Here is a 24565-nt window from a genome sequence, read left to right on the forward strand (position 1 = left end):
TGGCTGTTTATCATCGGTCATTGAAAGAACCGAGAACTACATGCGATATCGCAAGCTCACATAATACGTGCGGCCACTCTGCTCAACCTGGTTGTATGCGCCAGGGGCAACACGGTATTGCAATGCAGGCTCTTCGGTCAGATTCATGGCTTGGGCCTTGACCGTAAAGTTATTATTGATATTGTAGCTCAGGCTCAAGTCCAGAGACTTCTGATCTTCAACATAACGGTTGGTTTGACCCAAGTTCGAACCAAATGGCTTCAAATATTCTGAGCGGTACTTGTAAGCGATACGCGCAGCAGCCGATTCACCTTCCCAATACAGTTGGGCATTTGCTACGTGTTCTGACAAGCCCGGTAGGTTTCCAGGCTCAACTTGAACTTGTACTTCTTCAGGGATATTTGAACCTGCTTCCGGTGTTTCGTAGTCGGAATCAGCGTAGTTATAGCTGCCCGAGAAACCTAAGCCATCGAACGGCGCTGGCAAGTCTACAAATTGGTGCATTAATGTAACTTCAAAGCCATCGATATCAGACTCATCGTCAAAAATAGTCGGTGTGTTTTTGATTTCTGCTGCGTAGTTCTGACCATCGACAGTCACTGTATCCATCACGTTAGATGCGCCAATTCGAGCTTCAAACGCCTTATGGTACAAGGCGATGGAGAACATGCTTTCGTCCGCAAAGTACCAGTTAACACCAAACTCAAAGTTGTTAGATTCCAACAACTCAAGGTTTGGGTTGCCTTTTGACGTCACGTCATCGAGCGCGTCTTCAACTGACTCGTAACCTTCATCTGAAGCATCAATATTGACATCACGTCCGGCACCGTAGAACCACATATCCGGACGAGAAACTGCTTTGTAGGCTGCAAACCGCAATTCCACATCGTCGTTCACTTCCAAGGTCATGTTCAAACTTGGCAACAAGTTATTGAAGCTGTTGTCGTAGCGCTGCAGTTCAAAACCATCGACGGGCGTTAGAATGTAGAAACCTTCCCCATTGACTTCAGAGGTATAAGCTTGTGATACACCTACCGAGGTAATTTCAGTTTTCACATAACGTGCACCAACATTACCAGTCAGGTAATAGTCTCCAATCTCAGTTTCAAAGTTAGCCATCAGGTAGAATGCTGTAATGTCTTCAGTCAAATCGACGTCGCCATCGGATGGTGATTTTGCATCTGCTACTAGCTCTTCGCCACCGGTCACAATGTCATGGCCACACCGGGTATCGATAGTAGCCCATTCAGTGAACGGTGCTTTTGAGTCATCACCATAGTCTTTTTGCGGCCAAGAAATTGAACACAGCTCTTCGGTATCTGCTAACGCCTGCTCTATATCCGCTGGCTTCAGCGAGGCTCGTGCTTCCTGATAGTTTTGGTGTTCGCGAGTGGAGTAAGCGATACCAGAACGGATGGTCTTAATGAATGGCGCATCAATAAAGTAGTTTGCGTCCAGCTTAAAGCTCTTGATTTCATCTTCTACATCTAAGCGGTACTGACGAGCTTCGCTATCATCGTTATAGAACGACAGTGACTTAATATCTTCAGGGAATGATTCCAACGGGGCGCCGCCAAAACCATCGAGTACGGTGATGTTTGGAAAGTCGCCGTTCGATCCTTTTTCCCAGTTAAAGTATTTACGTTTGCTGCGGAAGCGAACATAGGTTCGATCCTGATAACGCTCAGTGCCAGAGTAAGCAGCATCGGCAGTTAGGTTTAGCTCATCGGTAACTTGCCAGTTAATGTTGGCACCAAAGCCTTTGTATTCTTCGTTTCGCTCGCGATATTCGTTGGTATTACCAATACGCGTTTCACCGCTATAGCTTTGCAATACGTTGTTCTTATCGACCGTCCAATTGTGAATTTTGCGGCGACCATCATCGAAGCTCAAATCATGACGATCTTCATAGAAGAAGCGCTCTGACCATTGAGCATCAAGGTTAATATCTATGTCTGAGTTGGGTTGCCACTGAACCGCAGTAATGACGGCATCAATATCTTCAACCGATTCCATCTGGCGGTAACTTTGCATGTTGGAGATGAAATAGTAATCACCATCTTCTGGCGCTCCACCATTTGCAGCTTCGTTACTGTCTTTAAATGAACAATTGCTGCCACCATCAACCGCATAGTCTGAATTACAAGGACGCAATGTCGAGCTGCCCACAAATGAATCTTCTGGACGAGGGTTTTCACCACCTGCATAACCAATGGCAAAACCAAACTGTTGGTCATTTGCAATTTCAAAACTGTTTACATAGCTGAACGACAACCGGTGGCCAATGCCATCTTCGCCTTTTTGCTTGGCCTGGTAATCCGAATAGCTAACTTTTGCTTCTGCCTGCAATCGTTCTTTACCGTAATCCACCGGGCGAATGGTACCTAACTCAACGGTACCTGATACGCCACCTTCGAGCAGCTCTGCAGATTGCGACTTGTAGACTTTTACGCCATTTACAAGCTCAGAAGGAAACTGGCTAAATGCAACGCTACGGTTACCACTACCCGATGAGATAGCACGGCCATTAATGGTCGACATCCCAAGAAATGGACCTAAGCCACGAATGGAAATTTCACTGGCACCACCTTTGTATCGATCAGCGGTTACCCCGGAAATACGCTCAAGTGTCTCTGCAATCGAGTTATCAGGCAGAGCGCCAATATCTTTCAAAGAAACTGCATCAACCAAATTGGCTTCTGAACGTTTTTCATTGATAGAGCTAAAAGATGATGCCCTCATTCCTGATACGGATATGATTTCAACGTCTTCAGGTTTATCAGTTTCGTTTTCAACTGCATTTACGCCGAAGCAGGCTAAACCGATTATCGTACCCAGTAGTGTTTTTTTGAAAATAGGTAATGTGTGTGTTTGCTGTATGTTCAAACCTTGAACTCCCTAAGTTAGATTTTTTATGGTTCATCCCCCACGGAAATACCCATAGCCTTACTAAAAGGACGAATTCAAAAGTAGCAGATCGAAACACCAACAAAAAGTTAACAAGTTGACAGTTGTGATCAAAAACAACTTTATGAAACATTGTTTTGTTTTTATTCCATTGGATCGATTATTTTTATGTGCCCTCATTTCATTTAAGAAAGGTTCAATTCAGAAGTCACCTGTAAAAAAAGTGGAAACATCAACAGATTACAATATTTTTCATGACCCCATCACTCTAATGATGCCGCTGACGATCGTCATGGTAAGATGAACAGCCATAGGAAAACAGTCATTGGAGAGCTAAACACCCTACAATCGAGCATCTAAATTTTTTATTTATAAACAGACAATTAATAGATGGTTGTTTGGAAAAATAAAATTGGAGTGGCATTACACTGTTCGATAAAGTTCATGAACTTTATGAAGGGGAAATAAAAATGGCAGCGCCAAAAAATGACGCTGCCAGGTCCACAACGGGAAGTATCTACTGAACATTGCCACCAAGCGAACCAGCAGAATTTAAGGACTAAATTGTGTTGCTAAGCCCAAATCACACAAAGGCTTAACAATACCCACATAAAAATATTAACACCCATAAAAACACAATAAAACACTTTTTTGAAACACTATTTCATTTTCATGAAAGATAATATATATCCGCTATTAATCATTTCTTACATATCTAAATTTTAAACTCTTAAACATGCTAAAAACCACATATCAAGAACCAGTAATCGTTATTTATTGGCAGCTTGACATGCCTCGGTAATTGATTCCCAGTCCTGGTTGACTACCCACTCTTTCTGTACAACCCAGGTACCGCCAACAGCTACCACGTTGGCTAGAGCTAGAAATTCATCTTTGTTGTCTTGGTTTACTCCTCCGGTTGGGCAAAACCTCATATCTTGATAAACACTCGATACAGCGCGCAAGAATGCGACTCCGCCCGATAGTGATGCTGGAAATAGTTTAACTTCACGGAAGCCTGCATCGCGAGCTAACGCTATGTCCGAGCAATTAGAAACTCCAGGGATCGCAGGAACACCGCAATTTTTTAGTGCCTCGAGTAAGGTGGGTGTGACACAGGGTGTAACGATGTAGTCAGCTCCAGCACCAATTGCTTGAGCCAATATCTCGGAATCCAATACAGTTCCGGCTCCAACAATTAGATTTGGATGAGCCTTCTTTATCGCTTTTAGCGCTTCCAAGGATGCGTCAGAACGCAATACTACTTCCACCACCTTTAAGCCTGCCTGCAGCATAGCCCCAGCAATGGCTACGCCATTGTAAACCGTGTCGGCCTGAATGATTGGGAGCAAGTTCTGCCCAGACATCAGCTCAGAAAACTTTTTCATTTCAATAACTTCCTTCTAATAACTATTGCTTTAAAACTATTTAGGTACGGCGTTTGTTTGAGCTAAGAGCGGACTGATGTGATTGACAAAGGTATCTTTGGGAATAATTGCGCCTCGATATTGGATAACCTCCGCAGCGGCAGCAGAAGCAAGCTCGATAGACTGCTGGATTGAGATGCCTTCCATACGAGCACCAAGGTAGACACCGTTGAATGAATCTCCTGCAGAGGTAGTATCAACTGCATGTGCAACAGGGGTAATCTGTATCTCTAAGCATTCATTCTGGGTAAAACTGAAGACGCTTTTAGAGCCACTTTTGATGATGAGTTCATCAATGTTAAATGTACTGCAGAACTGATGAATTTCACTGATATCCTTGATGCCGTATAGCTGATCAAAATCATCAACGCCAGGCAGTACCATGTTGGACATACCAAAAGCTAATTCGAACTGAGTTTTGGCCTCTGCTTTATCGCTCCACATGCGTGGCCGATAATTTGGATCAAAGGCTATTTGCACGCCGGAATCGCTTAATTTACGTAGCAATTGCCAAAAGGTATCGCGATCATTAGGGTCAATCATCGCCAACGAAATGCCAGAAAAGAAAAACACATCTCCCATACAAAGCCACCCCACCAATTCAGGGTTAAGGAATTGCATCACCTGTCGAGCTGCCGAGTCGGAGCGCCAGTATGAGAAACTGCGCTCTCCTTGATCATCAAGTGCAATCATGTACAAGCCTGGCAACTTATCCGTAGATGTTTGAATCAGCTCAGTACCAATACTCTCTTTTTCAAACGCAGCAAGCATGTTTTTGCTCAGAGCATCGCGACCTATCACAGAGAACAAATTCACACTCAAATCGGCAAATGAACGCTTCAGGTATACCGCAGTGTTATAAACATCACCGGCATAAGATTGATTGAATGAGCCATCAGCCTGCCGCGACAACTCGACCATGCACTCACCCAATAAATATATCTTTTTCATATGGTTCCAATAGGTTGGGGAAAAATAGTTATTGCTTATCGGCTAACACGGATGACACCCAGATTTTCAGTTCTGGCACCCAATCTTTGTCCACTCGGCTGCGATTCAAACCAAAGCCATGTCCAACTTTTTTGAGTTCAACGGCTTTAAAATCAACCCCGTTTTTCTTGAGTGCTGAAACATATATTTCACTATTTTCATAAGGCACAGATTTATCTTCTGTGGCATACACTAAAAATGTTGGAGGAGTGCTGCTCGTGACTTGGTTTTCCATCGAGAAGTAGTCAAGCAAATCTTGGTTATTAGATAAGTCGCCTAGCAGACGCTTATAGGAGCCCTTATGACGATAAGGTGGATTAAAGGTAATGACAGGAACTCGCAAAATCGAAAAGGCTTGTTTCAGCTCCTCGGGTTTAACTCCCGGCGCAAGGATGTCTTCAGTCAGGTTGTTCAAACTAGCAATCAGGTGGCCGCCAGCGGACGCTCCTTTGACTCCGATTTTGCTACGTTCAATTTTCCATTGCTCTGCATTTCTGTGGAGGGTCGCTAACGCTTGTTGAGCATCGATAAGCGGCACATTATGTGGCTGTTCAACAATTCGGCCGTCCGGAAGGCGATATTTGAGAACTGCGACCGCGGTAAACCCCATATCAAGAAACAACTCGGCCCACTCTGCTCCGCGTCTTTTACCGATCGCGATTTTGGCATACCCACCACCCGGCGCGTACAACAATGCTGGCCCTGGTTTATCGGCGTTGGCCTTGCGATAGAGGTAGATAATTGGTTCTGAAATTTGCGTGAAGCGCTTGTCTTCTTCATCAAGCTGTTCGGTCAACTCAATGTTTGGCTTGTTCAATGGCACCGTACCTTGTTGCCAAATTTTAATTTCTTCTTTGACATAGTTCTGCGCATTCGAATGGCTGGACAACATTGCGAGGATTAGCAGTAACATTATCTGGCGCATAATTTTCTCAACGATACAAACACGGCAAGTGAAACGTAATCCTAACATTTATAAAACTGCGTTTCAATTTTCATTATTGTACTTTAATTTGCTACAAGGAAGCTCATTGTTAGGCCGTCAACGCCTCAACAATCCAAAGCTGCCCGCACGCCAGCATTGACTTTGTTCCACTCGAGACATCGCTAAAAAATAGAACGTTCATCGACTTCGGCAAGGGCCACGGGCGAAGAGAACTCCATCGGCATCGACCCAGTAGTCTTGGCTCGTATCAACAGCTTTCTATTCGGGCAAAGCCCCGAGCAAACGATCACCAAGTCCCTAGGAGATGATTTAAGGACGAAAACAAAAAAGGAAAACGTGATTTACATTCACACTCTCCTTCAGATTGTTCGTCTTTAGTTATTGACTAGTTTTGCAAGATTTTTCGAGTCTTAACTGGGTACCATTGGCTCAGTTTATCCGTCAGGCGTTGCACTATCTCGGGATGTTGCGCAGCAACATCGTTCTGCTCATGCTCGTCGATTCCAATGTTGTAAAGACGCGGCGCCACCAAAAGTCATTGTGATACTTCTGATAGCTTACATTTTTGCCGTCGTAACTCACGATGAGTTTCCAATCACCTTCGATGACCCAGCGATACAGCAAAGTTGACTCTGGAACGTTCAAATCATCCATATCATGGGCAAATCCTTCACCGAAAATCGTATCTCGTTCAATTGGCGTTTCACTCACCATTTGCTGATACAAGTTTTCGCCCGGTAATTCCTCAGGTACTTCGACACCCGCGGCAGCCAAAATAGTCGGTACTATATCAATACTGCTGGTTAGCTCTGCGCGCATTTGCGGCACAAATTTACTTGGTAACGAATACATGATTGGCGTTCTGACACCGCTTTCGTTTGGACTTTGCTTCGACTTTGGCAAAAATCGCTCGGCCATCGTTGGGTTTGTCACCCAACCGTTGTCAGAAACATAAACAATCAAGGTGTTCTCTTTGAGACCTTTTTGTTCTAGATAATCAAAAAGTTGGCCATTGGTTTCGTCAAACCACTCGATCATTGCATAGTATTTGGCAATGGATTCAGGGCGAGACGGATCTTGATACTTCTTCAATAAACGCTCTGGCGGCGTGTGAGGCGTATGAGGCATGAACGGCGCATACTACACAAAGAAGGGTTGATTTGATGGGCTTGGAGCCCCATAGCGAGGGAATAACTTAATCAAGTCTTCAAAACGATTCATGTCAATATCGCCGCTTGCCTTAGCCAGAAACATGATTTCATTGATGATGCGGCAAATACGCTTCAACGTATCTCGCTTTTTTGCTTTTGCCAATGGTGTCAGCGCTTTTACAACATGGACGGGCCTTAGATCATCGACTAGGAAGTGGGATAAGGCTGGGAGCGCATGTAACTCTATACGCCGATAAGCTTTCTTAGCCGTTTGCTCAAGTACCTCTTCACGTTTCAATTGATACCAGCGCTTGGCGTAGGCCGCGAATGTCGACTTAGATTTTGCATCAGCTTGTTCGGCAAGCTCTAAACGATGGGCTTGAGGATCGATGCCTTGCTGAATCAGCGCGCTTCTAGGCGCAAATCGCGAGCTGCAGCAAGGGTTACTTCAGGATAAGGGCCTAAGGAAATGTTGGTGCGCTTTTTGGTTCCCGGCCGTTGATAATTGAGAAGCCACGTTTTAGTGCCAATAGCCAAGACTCGTAGATTTAAGCCACCACCATCAGCGAGGCAATACTCACTTTGCTTCGGTTTAGCATGCTTTACCTGAGAGTCAGATAAGCGCGATGTTGCATGGGCCATGTTTGCTCGCCTAACGTTGCTTATAAATCTTATTAAGCACCTTAGACCGGCTTTACATGTACATTCAAATGTAAACTTTTGAGTAAAACCTTGTGATTTTCGGTGACACCCGATGAGACAGCAAAAGACTGTAACTAATTGTTTCTAAATTAGAAGTAATACTTTATGAGACAATATGAAATATAAAGAAATTGCGAAATGGTGCCCGGGGCCGGACTTGAACCGGCACGCTGTTACCAGCGAGGGATTTTAAATCCCTTGTGTCTACCAATTTCACCACCCGGGCATCGGGGGGATTTTTATAGTGGATATGGATTCCACTTCCAAATTAAATCTCTTTAGAGAGACTACCAAGCCAAGAACTATGGAGGCGGGTCCCGGAGTCGAACCGAGGTCCACGGATTTGCAATCCGCTGCATAGCCACTCTGCCAACCCGCCTGAGTTGTGCTGCAACGTTAAACGTTGCTCCCCTTGGCTTAGGGAAAATTTGGAGCGGCACATCGGGTTCGAACCGATGACCTCGACCTTGGCAAGGTCGCGCTCTACCAACTGAGCTAGTGCCGCTTCTTACGAATGCTGCGTTGTGCCTCAAACGTGCTGGGCATTCTACCCATATTTGATGTTCAGTCAACTCCGAAACATCAAGTTTTTAATGATTTTGGTGCGTTTAGTCAGATTATGAACAATACGGTTAATTTATATCCTTTTGTTCGAGGTATTTCCAAGCTGAAGACAGATAAATAACCATGGACCAAATTGTTAGCGCTGCGGCCACGTACAATAGAGCAACAGCCAGCCAGATCATAAACTCTGATTGTTGCCATACTAAACCGCCCAAACATAACATTTGAGCCGTTGTTTTGATTTTTCCGATTTGCCCCACCGCAACCTGCGCACTTTTACCTATTGATGCCATCCATTCGCGAAGTGCTGAAATCACAATTTCGCGACTGATGATGATCATAGCGGGTACAGTGATCCAAATTTCATTGAAATCCACCGCCACCAATACCAAGGCTACGGCAACAATGATTTTGTCGGCCACGGGGTCTAAAAATGCACCCAGTGGTGAGGTTTGTTCTAAGCGCCGAGCCAAATAGCCGTCTAGCATGTCTGTCATGGATGCAATGAAAAAGACTAACGTAGCCCAAAAATGCGAGTTTTCGAGCGGCAGGTAGAATGCGAGTAAAAAAACTGGGATTAGACCTATGCGGAATAACGTCAAAATATTCGGAAGCGTATACATAATTACTTGAATCAAAAATCACTAGAGCCTTTATACACCAATGTGCGGTTTCAGACCATGAACAATTGATATCGCTAAGGGTGAAAGTGGTCGTGAATTGATTGAGCTAGTTTTTTTGAAATACCGGGAACCCGAGCAAGCGCCTCAACAGAAGCAGCCTTGATGCCTTGTAAGCCACCAAAATTTTTCAGCAATGCTTGCCGACGTCGGTCCCCTACTCCAGGAATTTGCTCCAACGATGATGTGCGTTTTACTTTACCGCGCTGCTGGCGATGGCCTGAAATAGCAAAACGATGGGCTTCATCACGAATGTGTTGCACCAAGTGCATGGAAGGGTCGGTGTTGTCAGTTTCTACCTCTTCCCAAGTCTCAGCAAATAACAGGGTGTCAAATTGAGCTTTGCGGCGCTCTCCTTTTTTAATACCGATAAGAAGTGGGGGTGTGGAGTCTTCAGGCCAACTCACACCCCGCAACGCCTCTACAGCTTTGCCAAGCTGCCCTTTACCGCCATCAATAATTAACAAGGTCGGAACTTTGGCCGGATCGGTCACGTTTTTAAAACGCCGAGATAACGCCTGTTCCATAGCCGCGTAATCATCACCGGGGGTAATACCATTGATATTGTAGCGTCGATACTCGCTCGTTGCTGGTCCCTGCCCATTAAACACAACACATGAAGCCACAGTTTGGTCACCTTGTGTGTGGCTAATGTCGAAACACTCCATTCGATGGATGGGTTGAGATAACTCCAAGACGTTTTGCAACGACACAAAGCGCTGTTCCACGGTAATACGGTCGGCCAATTTGGAAGCCAGCGTAATATCAGCATTTGCCTTTGCCAGCTCTAAATAGCGTTTAGCTTCACCGCGCTGGCCCTGGAGTAACTTAATCGAACGTTCGGCCACAGAACTCAGCGCTTGAGCGATGGTCGTAGCATCGGATTCACACTGTTCCATCACCACAATAGATGGAATCGATCTGCCCACGGTATCGGCCATGTAATACTGCATGACAAACGATTCGAGCACTTCGTCAACGTCAGTGCCCTTGGGCACTTTTGGAAAATAACTTCGGCTGCCGAGTACTTGGCCTCGACGCACTGATAAAATCTGAATACAACAAATTCCGTGAGATGCGGCCACCGCAAACACATCAAGTTCATCGGTTTCTCCGCCTACACTTTGTTGCTCTTGCACCGTTCTTAATGCAGCAATTTGATCTCTCACCATGGCTGCTTTTTCAAAGTTTAGATCCATCGACGCTTCTTCCATTCGCGTCATCAATGTCTCAATAAGTTGTTGATGTTTGCCCTGCAGAAAATGTTGCGTGTCTTTTACCTGCTGCAGGTACTCTGCATCTTCAACCAACCCTTTCACGCAAGGACCAGTGCAACGCTTTAGTTGATATTGCAAGCACGGGCGCGAACGGTTTGCGTAATAAGAGTCGTCGCATTGGCGCACTGCAAACACTTTTTGCAATAATTTAAGGCTTTCGCGTACCGCTCCACCGGACGGAAACGGGCCAAAATATGTGCCCTTCTGACGTTTTGGCCCTCGGTGAAATGCAAGTCTGGGGTGTTGATGATCGGAGAGTAAAATATAGGGGTACGATTTATCATCACGCATCAATACGTTGTAACGCGGCGAATGTTCTTTGATGAGATTATTCTCTAAGATCAAAGCATCGGCTTCGCTCAGAGTCACAGTCACTTCAACACGGCAAATATGGCGAACCAATGCCTGCGTTTTACGGCTGACATGTTGCGTGCGAAAATAACTGCTCAGGCGGTTCTTGAGGTTTTTTGCTTTACCCACGTATATTATGGTGTCTTCACCATCGTACATGCGATAAACACCAGGTGACGTAGTCACCCGACTCAAAAATTCTTTGGGATCAAATTCCGACGATGACATCGTCATAACTTAAAGCTTACTACTGTCCAACATGCCATGACGAATTGCGAGATGGGTCAGTTCAACATCACCGTTAATATCTAACTTATTGAATAGCCTGTAACGATAACTGTTGACTGTTTTAGGGCTTAGGTTCAGGCGTTCGGAAATGTCTTGCACCTTTTCACCTTTGGTAATCATCATCATGATTTGAAGTTCGCGGTCGGACAAGTCATGAAATGGATTTTCACTGGCGCCCGGAGCAATTCGGTATAACGCAATTTGCTGGGCAATATCTGAAGCAATATACCGTTGACCACTATTCACTTGGCGAATAGCGTTGATCACTTCGTCGTGACCGGCATTTTTGGACAGATAGCCAAAGGCTCCCGCTTGCATGACTTTGCTGGGCAGCGGATCTTCGGTATGAATGGTTAACACCATGATCTTAATATCTGGGTTGTAGCGCAATATCTTTTTGGTGGCTTCAATGCCGCCAATACCTGGCATATCCATGTCCATCAGTACAATGTCTGGCTCATGTGCACGACACCACTTTACCGCCGCCTCTCCACAGTCGGCTTCGCCTACAATCTTTATGCCTCGAACATCTTCGAGAATACGTCTAATACCAGTGCGGACGAGTTCATGATCGTCGACTAGAAAAACATTAATCAAAATGACACCCCAATTAGGATTTTGGCTTGTTTCCGCTACAAAAAAATTGTGCTTCCCAGCGCGATAATCGTTGTTTAAATTTTATTGTTAATTCGCGCTCCGGCAAACCTGCCGAGCCAACCTATGTAAGTTATACAGCATTGCGCCGCTAAGCAAGTACTAAGCTCTGTTCTAGGCCTCGAAACTTAACAAAATTCACGGTCTAAAGCTTAAATATTCAAACAAAATCCTGATTGAATGGAGTATCTCAAATTTTTACAATTTCTGGGTTTTGATACCTGCTATTTGGTGCCAATAGCCATTGTTTGTATGATTCGCTGTCACTATCGAATTAGGGCTATTTTGTATTGCATGGACTTCAGTTAGTAATCGTTTAAAACTAAAGTCGCTTGGACTGAGTCTAAAATAATCAACAATGCCATTCATAGACGCCATTTCTGGACGTAAATCGTAGATATCTCCGGACATGGTCTGAATACCGTTGAGTGTGAATAAACGTTGGCCTTCCAAGCTGTCCACGGTTCTTCCCTGTGGATACTCGATGCAACATTTCTTACATTGATCTTTGGGCTTATTCTCAGAACGAGCGGTAAAACAGCGGGCTGAATATGCGAGTGGTAAGTGCCCATAGCCTAGTACTTCCACCTCAAAATCACCACGAACACCTTGCTCTTCAGCATCTGACAGTGTGTTGCAGAGCCAGTCACGAGATAGTTCAACAGGCATGACCCAACGCACCATGCCTGCTCTCATTAATCGCTGGAGTGCCGAAACGTTATAACAATTCAAAGAAGGCCCTGCCACAAAGGGAAGTTTATATTCTTTAGCAAGCTGAACGGCTGACATATCATTGGCTTCAATCGTAAATTCACCATTTTCAAAAAATGGCTTCATCATCAATAGTTCTTGTGAGCACTCAACTAATGCCAGTGTAGAGAGCACAACTTGTTTGCCACTTCGCGCTAAGTCCTGAGCAAGTCCCAGCCATTCCGACGGTTTTAATTCATTGCGCTTGGCGCAGACCGTTTCTCCCACATAAACAAGCTCAACCGAGCTTTGCGCGACTTCAGTATAAAACTGTTCGATGGTGGCTTTTGGCCAGTAGAATTGAATGGGCCCAACTGATAGTTTCATGTGTCGTTCCTACTTCCAACTTCGGTGATATGCGCCAAGGGTGGTTTGGCTGCCTTCTGACAATGATGAAAGTGATTCCATAATTTGGCGACTTACGCTGTAATGGTCGGCGTTGGATTTATAGGCATCTATAGCTTCTCGCCACGCTTTGGTCACAGCGGCTGTATATGCAGGACTGCGCTGACGACCTTCAATCTTGACCGAGCAAATTCCCGCTTTGAACAATTCAGGAAGAATCGACATGGTGTTTAAACTGGTCGGTTCCTCAAGCGCGTGAAATACCTCTCCGTCAACATCAAACCGTCCTTTACATAATGTTGGGTAGCCTGCCTGTTCATTGGCACCAAACCGATCAATCAAAAGGTTATCGAGCCGAGTTTCCATGCCGCCATCGGGCAGCGGATCCCAGCGCACAAATTTTGCAGGAGAACAGGCTCCCACAGTGTTAGGGCTTTCTCCCGTTAGATAGGACGATAAGTAGCAACGTCCTTCGGCCATAATGCACAAACTGCCAAACGCAAACACTTCCAAGTCAACGTCCACTTCTTGCGCTAATTGCATGACTTGCTTCATGGCCAATACTCGTGGCAGTACAACGCGTTTTACATTGAACTCTTCTTGGTAGTACTTAATAGCAGCAGCATTAGTAGCAGAGGCTTGAACAGATAGGTGAATTTCAGTGTTTGGATATTGCTCTGCGGCATAACTGAGCACGCCTAAATCAGCGATAATTAAAGCATCCACTCCTGCATCAACACTTGTATCAACCGCATGTTTCCAGCGGGATTCATTGCCGGGATGAGCAAAGGTGTTGATGGCAACATGAATATTTTTTTGATGAGACTTAACGTATTCAACTGCCTTGATTAGGCGCTTATCGTTAAAATTGAGCCCTGCAAAATGACGCGCATTGGTGTCATCTTTCAGGCCTAAGTAAACTGCATCTGCACCATTGTCGATAGCCGCTTTAAGAGCAGGGAGCGAACCGGCAGGGGCAAGGAGTTCCATAATCACGTACTTTTTGTCAGCTCGAGTGAACCCAATATGGTAGTGAACGATTCTTTGATGTTTATTGATTCAGATTATCTGAAACCAACTTCAACGGAATTATACTGTTGTTTTTATGAACATTGCCTGACTTATGCTAAACAAACTTGCTCACATTGCGCTTCATAAAGGACCTTCAGTCCTAAGATACCCGATTCAACATGTTCCATTTGCACTGCAAAAAAAGCCTATTGACGCCATTCTTAACCGATTCTTGAAAGAAGCAATAGATGATGGTGATTTGGAGTTTTTAGAACAACGCTGGCTTTGTATTCAAGTGTCAGATCTCGACTTTGGCATTGATATTAGTGTGGTCAATAATGTGATTGTCTCTCGCGCAAGCAACGCCCATACCACGGCCGATGTGACCTTCACCGGCAATAGTAAAGATCTATTGATCCTAGCCACTCGTTACGAAGATCCAGATGCTTTGTTTTTCCAACGCCGATTGCAAATTAACGGTAACACTGAATTAGGCTTGGGCATCAAGAATGTGATCGACGGATTGGATTGGGAAAAATTGCCCGCGTTTGTTTTGAAGTCACTAGAGGTTGGAACTCAGTTGTTGCAACGCTCAGAACAATACCAACAAAGTCTCACATCGCAGACGCTGAACGAGACTCAGCAATCTTCACGTTAATTCATAGGCAGCCAACAAAAGCAAAAATATCAACAATAACGACCATTTATTGACTTTAACTTTTGCGTTTATTGATATTTTCTTTTAACAAGTTTATAACATTCGTTGTTTTCAAATCAGCTGTTGGCATTATTGCATGCTATATGTTCGAACTAAGTCTCAGGGTTTTACACTTATAGAAATCGTGGTTGTTGTCGTCATTCTGGGCGTTTTAGCCGTGACTGCAGCCCCACGCTTTCTCAGCTTCAAAACTGACGCTCGTATCTCTGCTCTAGAAGGCATTGCAGCTAGTCTAGATACCGCAACGTCATTAATTCAATCCAAAGCAGTGATCATGGGTAAAGAAAACCAATTAATGGGGACCACGCTTGCTTTCGATAACATTAGCTTGACTATCTATAATCAGGGCGTGCCACGCGAAGTGTGGAATGGCGGTTTCATCCAGCTCATTGAAGGGCAATTCAATTACTTAGGCAGAGCAGCCGCGACAATGCCAACTCTCTGCACAAACGCACAAATGTGTATCATTGATAACTTGATTGTCGAGAATGTCATTACTGGCAAGGGCGGATACGGTATTTTCTTCTTCCCCGAAGGAAAGAGCCTCTCAGAGAAAGATTGCTTTGCCTATTATGCATTTGAATTAAGCAACGTTGGCAACGGTGAACTCGTATATAAAGAAACCGGCACTGTCACAACGGGGTGCTAGGGCCAGCATTCGACATATTAGTTCTAGTCTTGCCCTATCAATAGCGGCGTTTAACGCTCAACCGTAATTTGAGCCCTCAACGAAAAAAGCCTGCTATCAAAGCAGGCTTTTCGAAATAAGTGGCGGAGAGAGAGGGATGATACGGTGCAAGCACCTTCCCTTCGGGCCGACGCTAAAGCGTCGTTGTTTCGCGCTTTTTACAAAGCGCTCAGCTCGAACCCAGCGGGGGCTCTCACCCTCTCTTTTCAATAGCGGCGTTTGGCGCTCAACCGTAATTTGAGCCCTCAACGAAAAAAGCCTGCTATCAAAGCAGGCTTTTCGAAATAAGTGGCCCAGAGAGGGATGATACGGTGCAAGCACCTTCCCTTCGGGCCGACGCTAAAGCGTCGTTGTTTCGCGCTTTTTACAAAGCGCTCAGCTCGAACCCAGCGGGGGCTCTCACCCTCTCTTTTCAATAGCGGCGTTTGGCGCTCAACCGTAATTTGAGCCCTCAACGAAAAAAGCCTGCTATCAAAGCAGGCTTTTCGAAATAAGTGGCGGAGAGAGAGGGATTCGAACCCCCGGAAGGTTTGACCCTTCGCCTGATTTCAAGTCAGGTGCATTCAACCGAGCTCTGCCATCTCTCCGCAGCAGTGAGCGCATAATAATGATGAGGCTTACGCTTGTAAAGTAAAAAATATGAAATACATTTTGTTTGCTTGAACTTCGTACAAACTGGTCAATCAACATTCAAAACGACCAACGTATGAGCAAGCGCTCAGCTCGAACCCAGCGGGGGCTCTCACCCTCTCTTTTCAATAGCGGCGTTTAACGCTCAACCGTAATTTGAGCCCTCAACGAAAAAAGCCTGCTATCAAAGCAGGCTTTTCGAAATAAGTGGCGGAGAGAGAGGGATTCGAACCCCCGGAAGGTTTGACCCTTCGCCTGATTTCAAGTCAGGTGCATTCAACCGAGCTCTGCCATCTCTCCGCAGCAGTGGGCGCATATTAATGATGCGCTTGAAAGTTGTAAAGTAAAAATTCACAAAAACATCGCATTCCTTCGCAACCGCTGTTTTTTCAATCAATCATCAAGAAAAAACCAGCTTTATTGACACAATATGTAACCGTTAGAACTTGAAAAACAAACGAATCATCGCCACTATTAATACAAGTCGGGAACTCACACGTATAATTGGGTTCTAAACGCTTAAGTGTATTTTTAAAAGGAGCCAATTAATGGCACAACCAAGCATGTATAGCCCAGCAGTGGAAGCTGGTTCCATCAATAAGATGGTTCGTAATACTTATTCACTGTTGGGTATGACTCTACTTTTCAGCACCGTCACAGCCGGCGTATCTATGGCAATGAATTTGAGCCATATTGCTGCTTTAGTAATGATGCTTGCGGCATTCGGTTTGCTATTCGTTGTAAACAAAAAAGCTGACTCTGCATCAGGTCTGGGATGGATCTTTGCATTCACAGGTTTGATGGGAGCCTCGCTTGGACCAATGTTGAATGCCTATGCTGCGATGCCAAACGGCCCATCGCTAATTATGCAAGCACTCGGTGGAACGGCGTTAATCTTCTTCGGACTGTCTGCATATGCAATGACTACGAAGAAAGACTTCTCGTTCATGGGCGGCTTCTTAATGACAGGCTTGATTGTCGCTGTTGTTGCGTCAATCGCGAACATCTTCTTGCAGATTCCAGCGTTGAGCTTGGCAATCTCTGCAGCAATGGTGCTGGTCATGTCTGGCCTGATCCTTTTTGACACAAGTCGTATTATCAATGGTGGCGAGACGAACTACATTCGTGCGACTGTTGCTTTATATCTCGACGTGTTTAACTTGTTTGTTCACTTGCTCCACTTGTTGGGCGTGATGAACGACGACTAATTCGAGAAAGCCCCGAAAGGGGCTTTTTTTTATGACTACTTTTACGCTTCTTATCGATAGTTCTCCTGAACGATACAACGCACATTTCAATGCCATTTCGTTTTGCCGTTCGGCACTTGAACAAGGGCATCAAATTCAACAAATATTCTTCTTTCAAGATGCGGTGCGCATTGCCGATTCTCGACTTGATCTCCCCGCCGACGAATGGGACCCGCAAGTACATTGGCAACAGCTCGCAACATCTCACAATCTAAATTTAGAAATTTGCAGTGCTGCCTCTCAGCGTCGAGGGTTAGGCGGCGCTGAATCTTTAGAGGAAGCAGAGGAAGCAGAGCAAGCACAACTTGCAGAGGGCTTTAAGATTGGCGGTTTAGGTGTATTAGTGAAAGCATCCATTTCATCAGACCGAGTGATACAATTCTAATGGTTTTAATTTGGAGTACTCAATCACCAATTGGCGACGTTGCAGCCCGCGAGACGCTCGATGCTGCGTTGGCATTTGCGGCCTACGATCAGGCTGTAACATTGCTACTATCTGACGCTGGCGTCATGCAATTACAATCGATGCCGAACGCCAAACAAGCCGGCGCAAAAAACATGTCAAAATTGATGAAAGCACTCCCGATGTACGACATCGACAATGTTTATGCATGCCAAACAAGCTTAAGTCGCTTCTCTATCGATACTCAGCAATGCGTCACACCGGTTCAAACTGCAACTACAGACGACATTCATGCGCTGATATTAGGAGCGACTCATGTCATCAGAGTCTAAATCGATACTTTACGTGGTTCGTTCTGAAACACCGCCAGCATGGTCCCAACACGTGTCCTCTGCGGATTCCATATTATTGGTGGAAAATGGCGTGTATTTGCATGCCAGTGAGCATTTTCGGACTGCTCGTGTATATGTTCTGACATCGGATGTAGTGGCTCGGGCCATCACAACCCAAGCTCAGTTGGTAGACCACGACGACTGGGTTAAACTGTCGCTCTCACACGATCAAATCATCCGTCTATGAATGAATTACACATGCCAAACGGTGATGTTTTAACACTCGACAAACACGGCTACCTCGCCAATGTAAATGACTGGTCTGAAACGGTCGCCACTGAATTTGCTAAACTCGAAAACATTGAGCTTTCAGCTGAGCACTGGGAAGTGGTGAACTTTGTTCGACAATTCTATTTAGAATTTGATACCAGCCCCGCCATTCGAATGCTGATTAAAGCATTGTCAAAACAGTGGCCAGAAGAAAAAGCCAATAGCCGTTATTTGTATCGTTTGTTTAAAAAAGGCCCTGCGAAGCAGGCCACCCGGATTGCAGGTTTGCCCAAACCAGCAAAGTGTATCTAAAGCTTCTCTGACCCACTTGGGTTGATGTAGTAAACACAAAAAAAGCCGCTCGAGAGCGGCTTTTTTAGATGAACAAGTTGGCTTAGCCAATTACTTGTTTTCCGCCCATATAAGGCACGAGTACTTCTGGCACATCTACTTTTCCATCAGCGCGCTGATAATTTTCTAAAATAGCGACTAACGTCCGCCCTACAGCTAAACCTGAACCGTTAAGCGTATGGAGTAAATCAGGTTTTTTAGCGCCTTCTGCACGATAACGAGCTTGCATGCGACGTGCTTGGAAATCACCCATATTCGAACATGAGGATATTTCACGGTAAGTGTCTTGTGACGGTAACCAGACCTCCAAGTCGTAAGTTTTTTGCGCTCCGAATGTCATGTCACCGGTACACAACACGACCTTGCGATAGGGTAAGTTAAGCAGTTGAAGCACTTTTTCAGCCTGGCCTGTGAGCTCCTCCAACGCGTCCATCGACTTTGATGGCTCAACCACCTGCACCAATTCAACTTTATCAAACTGATGCTGACGGATAAGCCCACGAGTGTCGCGGCCGTATGAACCGGCTTCAGAACGGAAACATGGCGTGTGTGCTGTGAGTTTCACCGGTAGTGCAGAGAAATCTAAAATAGTGTCTCTGACGGTATTGGTCAATGGCACTTCGGCAGTTGGAATCAGTGACATCCCCACACCTTCTTCAGTGGCCGGCTGAGTGTGAAACAAGTCTTCTGCGAACTTGGGTAACTGGCCGGTTCCAAACAAGCTGTCTGAATTCACTAGATACGGAACGTAACACTCAGTATAACCGTGCTCTTGCGTGTGAAGATCTAACATAAATTGAGATAGAGCACGGTTCAGACGCGCCATTTCACCGCGCATGATGATAAACCGGGAACCACTGACTTTCACTGCAGTTTCAAAGTCTAAACCATTGTTCGTTGCGCCCACATCAACATGATCCTGAACTTCAAAATCGAATTCACGTGGCGTTCCCCAACGGCTTACTTCTACGTTGTCATCTTCGTCTTTACCATCTGGCACGTCAGCAGCAGGCAAGTTGGGTACGCCCAACAAAAGATCATTCAACTTGTCTTGAAGCTCTGTCAGTTCAATCTTAGCAGAATCTAATTTGCTACCCAATTCACCCACTTCGGCTAACAATGGCGCAATATCTTCACCGGCGGCCTTAGCTTTGCCAATGCCTTTTGAACGAACATTACGCTCGTTCTGCAAGGTTTCGGTTTCAACTTGAAGATCTTTACGACGGGATTCCAGCGCTAAGAAACCATCTTTATCAAATTCAAATCCTTTGCGGGCAAGCTGTGCAACAACATTGTCCAAATCATTTCTGAGTAACTTAGCGTCTAACATCGTGTTATCCAATCGGAATGTATTAATTTAAAAACGCACTGATTTTACCCGCTCTGCTCAGTGGAGGCAAAGCACAATTGCGGGTTTCAGCTACTTATGGCGCTTGTTAGCCGCATTTTTGTTCAACTCATCCATCCACGCCATCTTTTCAGTTATTTTCTTTTCGAGTCCGCGTTCTGTGGGCTGATAAAAAGCAACATCTTTGAGCCTATCTGGCAAATAATTCTCGCCTGCAGCAAAACCGAGCGGCTCATCATGCGCATATCGATACCCGTCGTTGCACCCCATTTCCTTCATCAATTCGGTGGGCGCATTGCGCAAATGCAAGGGCACCTCTAGCGTGCCAAGTTCTCGAACTGCCGCTCGCGCTGCTTTATATGCGGTATACACAGCGTTACTTTTTGGGGCAACAGCCATGTACACCGCAGCCTGAGCAATGGCGCGTTCGCCTTCGGCGGGGCCAACACGGTGAAAGCAGTCCCATGCCGACAACGCGACTTGCATCGCTTTGGGGTCGGCATTACCAACATCTTCTGATGCAATAGCTAATAAGCGGCGCGCTGCAAGCAACGGATCCATCCCACTTTCAAGCATGCATGCAAACCAATACAAAGCACCATCGGGTGATGAGCCGCGAATCGACTTATGAAATGCCGATAATAAATCATAATATCGGTCGCCTTGCTTGTCGGCTGCCACCGCTTGTTCGCCAGCAGCCTCTTGAATAGATTCGAGGCTCACAATAGCTTGGCCGTGCTCATTAACCGAGGCTAGATCGTGTGCAATCTCAAGCGTATTGAGTAGCCGTCTGGCGTCACCTTGTGACGCTCTAATCAGCGCTGTTCGAGCATCGTTTGTTAGGTGCTCTAAACCAAGTTGAAGGCCTTCTTCTGAGGTCAAAGCTCGGTCAATCACAACGTTTAGATCATCCGTCGTTAATGACTTGAGCAGATAAACTCGTGCCCTCGAAAGCAGTGCGTTATTCAGTTCAAAGGATGGGTTTTCTGTAGTTGCACCAATAAATGTAACTGTGCCATCTTCAATAAACGGCAGTAAGGCGTCTTGCTGCGATTTGTTGAAACGATGGACCTCATCAATAAACAATAAGGTACGCGAAGATTTACTCTGCGCGTTGGTAATTGCCGCGCGAATATCTTTAACCCCGGCACTCACTGCAGAGATACGCTCAACGTGAGAGTCGGCGTAGAAGGCTATGATTTCTGCTAACGTGGTCTTTCCCGTCCCCGGAGGACCCCACAAAATCATTGAGTGGCACTGGCCCGCTTCAAGCGAGCGACGCAAGCCTTTGCCTTGCCCTAATATGTGCTGCTGGCCAACATAGTCTTCCAATCGTTTGGGCCGCATGCGAGCGGCCAACGGTTGATGTTGAGCATGACCAAATAGGTCGTTATTCATGAGTTAGTCATTCGTATTGGCTAAGGACGTTGATCATCAACGTCAACACCGTCGGGAACAACAAAGGTGAAAAGGTTGTCGTCTTCAGGCGCTGTTTTGGCGAAATTACTTAATGTAAATACTGTGCGCTTACTTTGAGAGTCGAGCATGATAATTGATTCGATCACATCAGCATTTAAATTGACTTGGAGCCAAGCTACGTTGGTTACATTGTTCGGCGTAATTCGGTAGCCTTTATCGTTTTTCTCAATGGAATACTCTCGCCAAACATCGGGATCGTCACTGGTGAGCAACATAAAAGGTGATTGGGAAATGGACTGTTCCAAATCAAACACACTCACTTGCTCTAAAAATGGACTGTAAAGCCATAACGTCACGCCATCAGAAAGCAACAACTCTTCATCTGGGATTTGAACTTCCCAACGGAGTTTATTGGGGTGTTTAATCATCAATTGGCCAGACGACTGCTGAAGCAAACTTTGTTTTTCGTCGAAAACAGTTTGCTTAAAGTCTGCTTGAAACCCCTTCATACTCGACAAATAGTCTTGCAGTTGAATTTCAGATTCGCGGTCGGCTATTGCGCTAAAAGACACCAAACTACTTAATAAGAGCGCTGCGCTGGTCATCACCGTGCGGCCTACAAAACGTTTAATTACTGTCATTAATCTTTTACCGGTGGAGGAGCAAGGACTTCGCGGTTACCGTTATTACCCGGCTGCGAAACAATACCATCCACTTCCATTTGTTCAATAATTCGTGCCGCGCGGTTATAACCAATTTTAAGTTTACGCTGCACACTTGAGATAGAACCGCGTCGTGTTTCGCACACAAACGCTACCGCTTCGTCGTATAGCGGATCATAATCTTCCTCTTCACTGGTTTTTTCGCCAGGCATAACAATGTCTTCACTGCCTTCACCACTCAAAATTTCTTTTAAGTAGTTAGGCTTGCCACGAACTTTCCAATCACTGACAACGGCATGAACTTCATGGTCATCAACAAATGCTCCGTGAACTCGCGTAGGTACGCCAGATCCAGGCGGTAGATACAGCATATCGCCCTGCCCCAACAAGTTCTCTGCCCCTTGTTGGTCGAGAATCGTTCTGGAGTCAATACGCGATGAAACTTGGAATGCCATGCGAGTTGGAATGTTGGCTTTGATCAGGCCAGTGATCACATCTACACTTGGACGTTGCGTTGCCAAAATAAGGTGAATACCCGCCGCGCGGGCTTTTTGGGCAATACGCGCAATAAGCTCTTCAACTTTTTTGCCAACAATCATCATCATGTCAGCAAATTCATCCACAACAACAACAATGCGTGGCAGTGTTTCAAGCATAGGCGCTTCGCTTTCAAACTGGTCGGTTTCTTTCCACAACGGATCGAACAGCGGCTGACCGGCTTCGCGCGCGTCACGTACCTTTTTATTAAAGCCATCTAGATTACGAACGCCCATAGCTGACATCAATTTATAGCGTCGCTCCATTTCGCCCACACACCAGCGCAATGCATTCGATGCCTCCTTCATATCGGTGACAACTTCGGCCAACAAATGAGGAATGCCTTCATACACCGACAACTCCAACATTTTGGGGTCGATCATAATGAAACGAACTTCCTCTGGTGAGCTTTTGTATAGCAAGCTCACAATCATCACGTTGACCCCAACAGACTTACCCGAGCCGGTTGTACCTGCCACCAGTAAGTGCGGCATTTTTGCAAGGTCCACCACTACGGGTTGACCGGCGATATCGCCTCCCAACACCATCGTTAAAGGTGACTTCGCCTCGTCGAATTTTTCAGAAACCAAAACTTCACTGAGTCGAACAATTTCACGATGTTTGTTTGGAATTTCAATACCAACGTAAGTTTTACCTGGGATCACCTCAACCACACGAACGCTAAGGGCGGACAAACTGCGCGCCAAATCTTTCGATAGATTAGTGAGCTTCGACACTTTAATACCTGGCGCTAAATCAAGCTCAAAACGCGTGATCACAGGGCCAGGAAAGACACCCACCACTTTGGCTTGAATATTGAAATCGAGTAACTTCGCTTCGACCAACGCAGACACGGCATCGAGCTCTTCCTGCGTGATCGGATTTTCTCGCTTCTGCGGTTTATCTAATAGCTCAAGCGATGGCAAAGGTGCCATAGGAGGAATATCTGGGTTCAGTTGATCTTTGTGATAAACCGTCCCGTCTTGCACCACAAATTCGTCGCCTTCAGTTTCTTGAGCCGATGGACTTGGTGGAGCTGCCAAAGGTGGCATGTCTGTCGGCTCTGCTGAGCTGCTGTCTTCGAGAGACGGCTCTTTTCGCTCTGCAATGACCTCTTCTTTAGCGCCGCCAAGAAGATCTTTAAGCAAGCTACTCATGGCCGGTTTCTCTTCTTCAGCTTCGACTTCAGGTGCGGGCGCCACCGAGTTCAACGCCTCGGTTTGCATATCATCAACCTGCTCTTGCTCGGCTTCTTCTTGCTCATTTCGGCGCTGTTCTAACCATTGCTGTGGCCATTGCCATAGCCAGTCTGCAGCGCGACATACTTTTTCCCCCAGCCGTTCCGCCAGCATCACCAGCGACCAGCCCGACAAGAGGTTAAATGCCAGCACCACGAGTGCCGTAAGCAGCAGTAAACTACCTCCTAAACCAAACACAGGTAGAAATGACTGTGCAACAAGATCGCCAAACAATCCGCCTGAACTGAAGTTGTACAGATCATCAAAGTTGATACTGGACAAGCCGGTTAAACCGAGCAACAAACTCACACTGCCTATCATTCTTAAACTTAAAGAAAGGTAATCTAATTTAGTCATGTTGTATCTGTGATTGAACAAAGCCCAGCCTAACAACGCAATTAAAATAGGGGCAAAGTAAGCAGACCAGCCAAACATGAACAATAGAAAATCGGCGCACCAAGCACCAGCAGAGCCAGCGGCATTGTGTATGTCGCCGTGAAAACTGCTTTGAGACCAACCCGGATCCCCAGGATGAAAAGTAACAAGGGCAATCAGTAGGAATAGCGCCGCTACAGAAAAAAGTAATAAGCCAGCTTCAAAGAGCCGTTGTAAGCCAGTCATGGTCGGGCGCACCGCTGTTTCGTTCAAGACAAATCAATTCCATATGAAAAACTCGCTA

Annotated in this window: 23 protein-coding genes, 5 tRNA genes and 2 other RNA genes; 7 read left to right on the forward strand and 23 right to left on the reverse strand. The window is 45.7% G+C overall.

Features of this window, described 5'->3' with window-relative positions:
- Window positions 1–36: 36 nt before the first annotated feature.
- The 15 genes from NAF29_RS13820 to ubiU all read right to left on the reverse strand — a co-directional run bounded on the left by NAF29_RS13820 (window position 37) and on the right by ubiU (window position 14022).
- A complete protein-coding gene (locus tag NAF29_RS13820) occupies window positions 37–2886 on the reverse strand; it encodes a TonB-dependent receptor (protein WP_251262223.1) in 2850 nt (949 codons plus the stop codon).
- 791 nt (window positions 2887–3677) lie between these two features.
- Window positions 3678–4295 (reverse strand): bifunctional 4-hydroxy-2-oxoglutarate aldolase/2-dehydro-3-deoxy-phosphogluconate aldolase, encoded by a 618-nt coding sequence (eda, locus tag NAF29_RS13825; protein WP_251262224.1) that lies wholly within the window; start codon window positions 4293–4295, stop codon window positions 3678–3680.
- A 36-nt stretch (window positions 4296–4331) separates the two neighbouring features.
- Window positions 4332–5285, reverse strand: coding sequence for a sugar kinase (locus NAF29_RS13830; protein ID WP_251262225.1), 954 nt, complete (start codon window positions 5283–5285; stop codon window positions 4332–4334).
- Window positions 5286–5313: 28 nt separating this feature from the next.
- The gene (locus NAF29_RS13835) at window positions 5314–6249 is read right to left on the reverse strand and encodes an alpha/beta hydrolase (protein WP_251262226.1); all 936 of its coding nucleotides are present in this window, start codon (window positions 6247–6249) and stop codon (window positions 5314–5316) included.
- A gap of 474 nt (window positions 6250–6723) precedes the next feature.
- Complete coding sequence (locus tag NAF29_RS13840; protein ID WP_251262227.1) at window positions 6724–7398, reverse strand: sulfatase-like hydrolase/transferase; 675 nt, start codon at window positions 7396–7398, stop codon at window positions 6724–6726.
- A 12-nt stretch (window positions 7399–7410) separates the two neighbouring features.
- Entirely contained in the window at window positions 7411–7827 is a 417-nt protein-coding gene (locus NAF29_RS13845; RefSeq protein ID WP_349665584.1) for a phage integrase central domain-containing protein, read from the reverse strand.
- Complete coding sequence (locus tag NAF29_RS13850; protein WP_251262229.1) at window positions 7824–8063, reverse strand: integrase arm-type DNA-binding domain-containing protein; 240 nt, start codon at window positions 8061–8063, stop codon at window positions 7824–7826. The genes NAF29_RS13845 and NAF29_RS13850 overlap by 4 nt, the downstream gene beginning before the upstream one ends.
- Window positions 8064–8262: 199 nt before the next feature.
- Window positions 8263–8349, reverse strand: a tRNA-Leu gene (locus NAF29_RS13855).
- Between the two features lie 79 nt (window positions 8350–8428).
- Window positions 8429–8502, reverse strand: a tRNA-Cys gene (locus NAF29_RS13860).
- A gap of 50 nt (window positions 8503–8552) precedes the next feature.
- Window positions 8553–8628, reverse strand: a tRNA-Gly gene (locus tag NAF29_RS13865).
- Between the two features lie 127 nt (window positions 8629–8755).
- Window positions 8756–9310, reverse strand: coding sequence for a CDP-diacylglycerol--glycerol-3-phosphate 3-phosphatidyltransferase (gene pgsA / locus NAF29_RS13870; RefSeq protein ID WP_285817791.1), 555 nt, complete (start codon window positions 9308–9310; stop codon window positions 8756–8758).
- A gap of 74 nt (window positions 9311–9384) precedes the next feature.
- On the reverse strand, window positions 9385–11229 hold the full coding sequence (gene uvrC, locus NAF29_RS13875; protein ID WP_285817776.1) for an excinuclease ABC subunit UvrC: 1845 nt from the start codon (window positions 11227–11229) through the stop codon (window positions 9385–9387).
- A gap of 3 nt (window positions 11230–11232) precedes the next feature.
- Complete coding sequence (gene uvrY / locus NAF29_RS13880; RefSeq protein ID WP_251262230.1) at window positions 11233–11880, reverse strand: UvrY/SirA/GacA family response regulator transcription factor; 648 nt, start codon at window positions 11878–11880, stop codon at window positions 11233–11235.
- A 255-nt stretch (window positions 11881–12135) separates the two neighbouring features.
- Window positions 12136–13014, reverse strand: a complete 879-nt coding sequence (locus NAF29_RS13885) for a U32 family peptidase (RefSeq protein WP_251262231.1) — start codon at window positions 13012–13014, stop codon at window positions 12136–12138.
- A 9-nt stretch (window positions 13015–13023) separates the two neighbouring features.
- A complete protein-coding gene (gene ubiU / locus NAF29_RS13890; protein WP_251262232.1) occupies window positions 13024–14022 on the reverse strand; it encodes a ubiquinone anaerobic biosynthesis protein UbiU in 999 nt (332 codons plus the stop codon).
- A gap of 133 nt (window positions 14023–14155) precedes the next feature.
- On the opposite strand from ubiU, the gene ubiT reads away from it, so the two are divergent.
- On the forward strand, window positions 14156–14701 hold the full coding sequence (ubiT, locus tag NAF29_RS13895; protein ID WP_251262233.1) for a ubiquinone anaerobic biosynthesis accessory factor UbiT: 546 nt from the start codon (window positions 14156–14158) through the stop codon (window positions 14699–14701).
- Window positions 14702–14837: 136 nt separating this feature from the next.
- Window positions 14838–15410 carry a prepilin-type N-terminal cleavage/methylation domain-containing protein gene (locus NAF29_RS18300; protein WP_285817777.1) on the forward strand — a complete coding sequence of 191 codons (573 nt, stop codon included), beginning with the start codon at window positions 14838–14840 and terminating at the stop codon, window positions 15408–15410.
- 120 nt (window positions 15411–15530) lie between these two features.
- On the opposite strand, the gene NAF29_RS13905 is transcribed toward NAF29_RS18300, so the two are convergent.
- The 4 genes from NAF29_RS13905 to NAF29_RS13920 form a co-directional block, all read right to left on the reverse strand.
- A non-coding RNA gene (locus NAF29_RS13905) (RtT sRNA) lies at window positions 15531–15666 on the reverse strand.
- A 70-nt stretch (window positions 15667–15736) separates the two neighbouring features.
- Window positions 15737–15872: non-coding RNA, RtT sRNA (locus NAF29_RS13910), on the reverse strand.
- A 72-nt stretch (window positions 15873–15944) separates the two neighbouring features.
- Window positions 15945–16036: transfer RNA gene (locus NAF29_RS13915), tRNA-Ser, on the reverse strand.
- A 251-nt stretch (window positions 16037–16287) separates the two neighbouring features.
- Window positions 16288–16379 (reverse strand) — tRNA-Ser (locus NAF29_RS13920).
- A 248-nt stretch (window positions 16380–16627) separates the two neighbouring features.
- On the opposite strand from NAF29_RS13920, the gene NAF29_RS13925 reads away from it, so the two are divergent.
- From NAF29_RS13925 to NAF29_RS13945, 5 genes are read left to right on the forward strand one after another with little or no spacing between them, the layout of a single operon-like run.
- Complete coding sequence (locus NAF29_RS13925) at window positions 16628–17287, forward strand: Bax inhibitor-1/YccA family protein (RefSeq protein WP_251262234.1); 660 nt, start codon at window positions 16628–16630, stop codon at window positions 17285–17287.
- 31 nt (window positions 17288–17318) lie between these two features.
- Entirely contained in the window at window positions 17319–17711 is a 393-nt protein-coding gene (gene tusD / locus NAF29_RS13930; protein WP_251262235.1) for a sulfurtransferase complex subunit TusD, read from the forward strand.
- Complete coding sequence (tusC, locus tag NAF29_RS13935; RefSeq protein ID WP_251262236.1) at window positions 17711–18061, forward strand: sulfurtransferase complex subunit TusC; 351 nt, start codon at window positions 17711–17713, stop codon at window positions 18059–18061. Before tusD ends, tusC begins: the two co-directional genes overlap by 1 nt.
- Window positions 18045–18308 (forward strand): DsrH/TusB family sulfur relay protein, encoded by a 264-nt coding sequence (locus NAF29_RS13940; RefSeq protein ID WP_251262237.1) that lies wholly within the window; start codon window positions 18045–18047, stop codon window positions 18306–18308. Before tusC ends, NAF29_RS13940 begins: the two co-directional genes overlap by 17 nt.
- A gap of 11 nt (window positions 18309–18319) precedes the next feature.
- Window positions 18320–18643, forward strand: a complete 324-nt coding sequence (locus NAF29_RS13945; protein ID WP_251262238.1) for a TusE/DsrC/DsvC family sulfur relay protein — start codon at window positions 18320–18322, stop codon at window positions 18641–18643.
- An 82-nt stretch (window positions 18644–18725) separates the two neighbouring features.
- Here the strand turns inward: NAF29_RS13945 and serS are convergent, their stop codons facing one another.
- From serS to NAF29_RS13965, 4 genes are all read right to left on the reverse strand, one after another.
- A complete protein-coding gene (serS, locus tag NAF29_RS13950; protein WP_251262239.1) occupies window positions 18726–20012 on the reverse strand; it encodes a serine--tRNA ligase in 1287 nt (428 codons plus the stop codon).
- Between the two features lie 90 nt (window positions 20013–20102).
- On the reverse strand, window positions 20103–21428 hold the full coding sequence (locus NAF29_RS13955; RefSeq protein ID WP_251262240.1) for a replication-associated recombination protein A: 1326 nt from the start codon (window positions 21426–21428) through the stop codon (window positions 20103–20105).
- A 20-nt stretch (window positions 21429–21448) separates the two neighbouring features.
- Window positions 21449–22090: an outer membrane lipoprotein periplasmic chaperone LolA gene (lolA, locus tag NAF29_RS13960; RefSeq protein WP_251262241.1), complete on the reverse strand. Its 642-nt coding sequence runs from the start codon at window positions 22088–22090 to the stop codon at window positions 21449–21451.
- Window positions 22090–24507, reverse strand: coding sequence for a DNA translocase FtsK (locus NAF29_RS13965; protein ID WP_251262352.1), 2418 nt, complete (start codon window positions 24505–24507; stop codon window positions 22090–22092). The genes lolA and NAF29_RS13965 overlap by 1 nt, the downstream gene beginning before the upstream one ends.
- Window positions 24508–24565 lie beyond the last annotated feature (58 nt).

The sequence above is a fragment of the Echinimonas agarilytica genome, from assembly GCF_023703465.1.
Taxonomy (GTDB): domain Bacteria; phylum Pseudomonadota; class Gammaproteobacteria; order Enterobacterales; family Neiellaceae; genus Echinimonas; species Echinimonas agarilytica.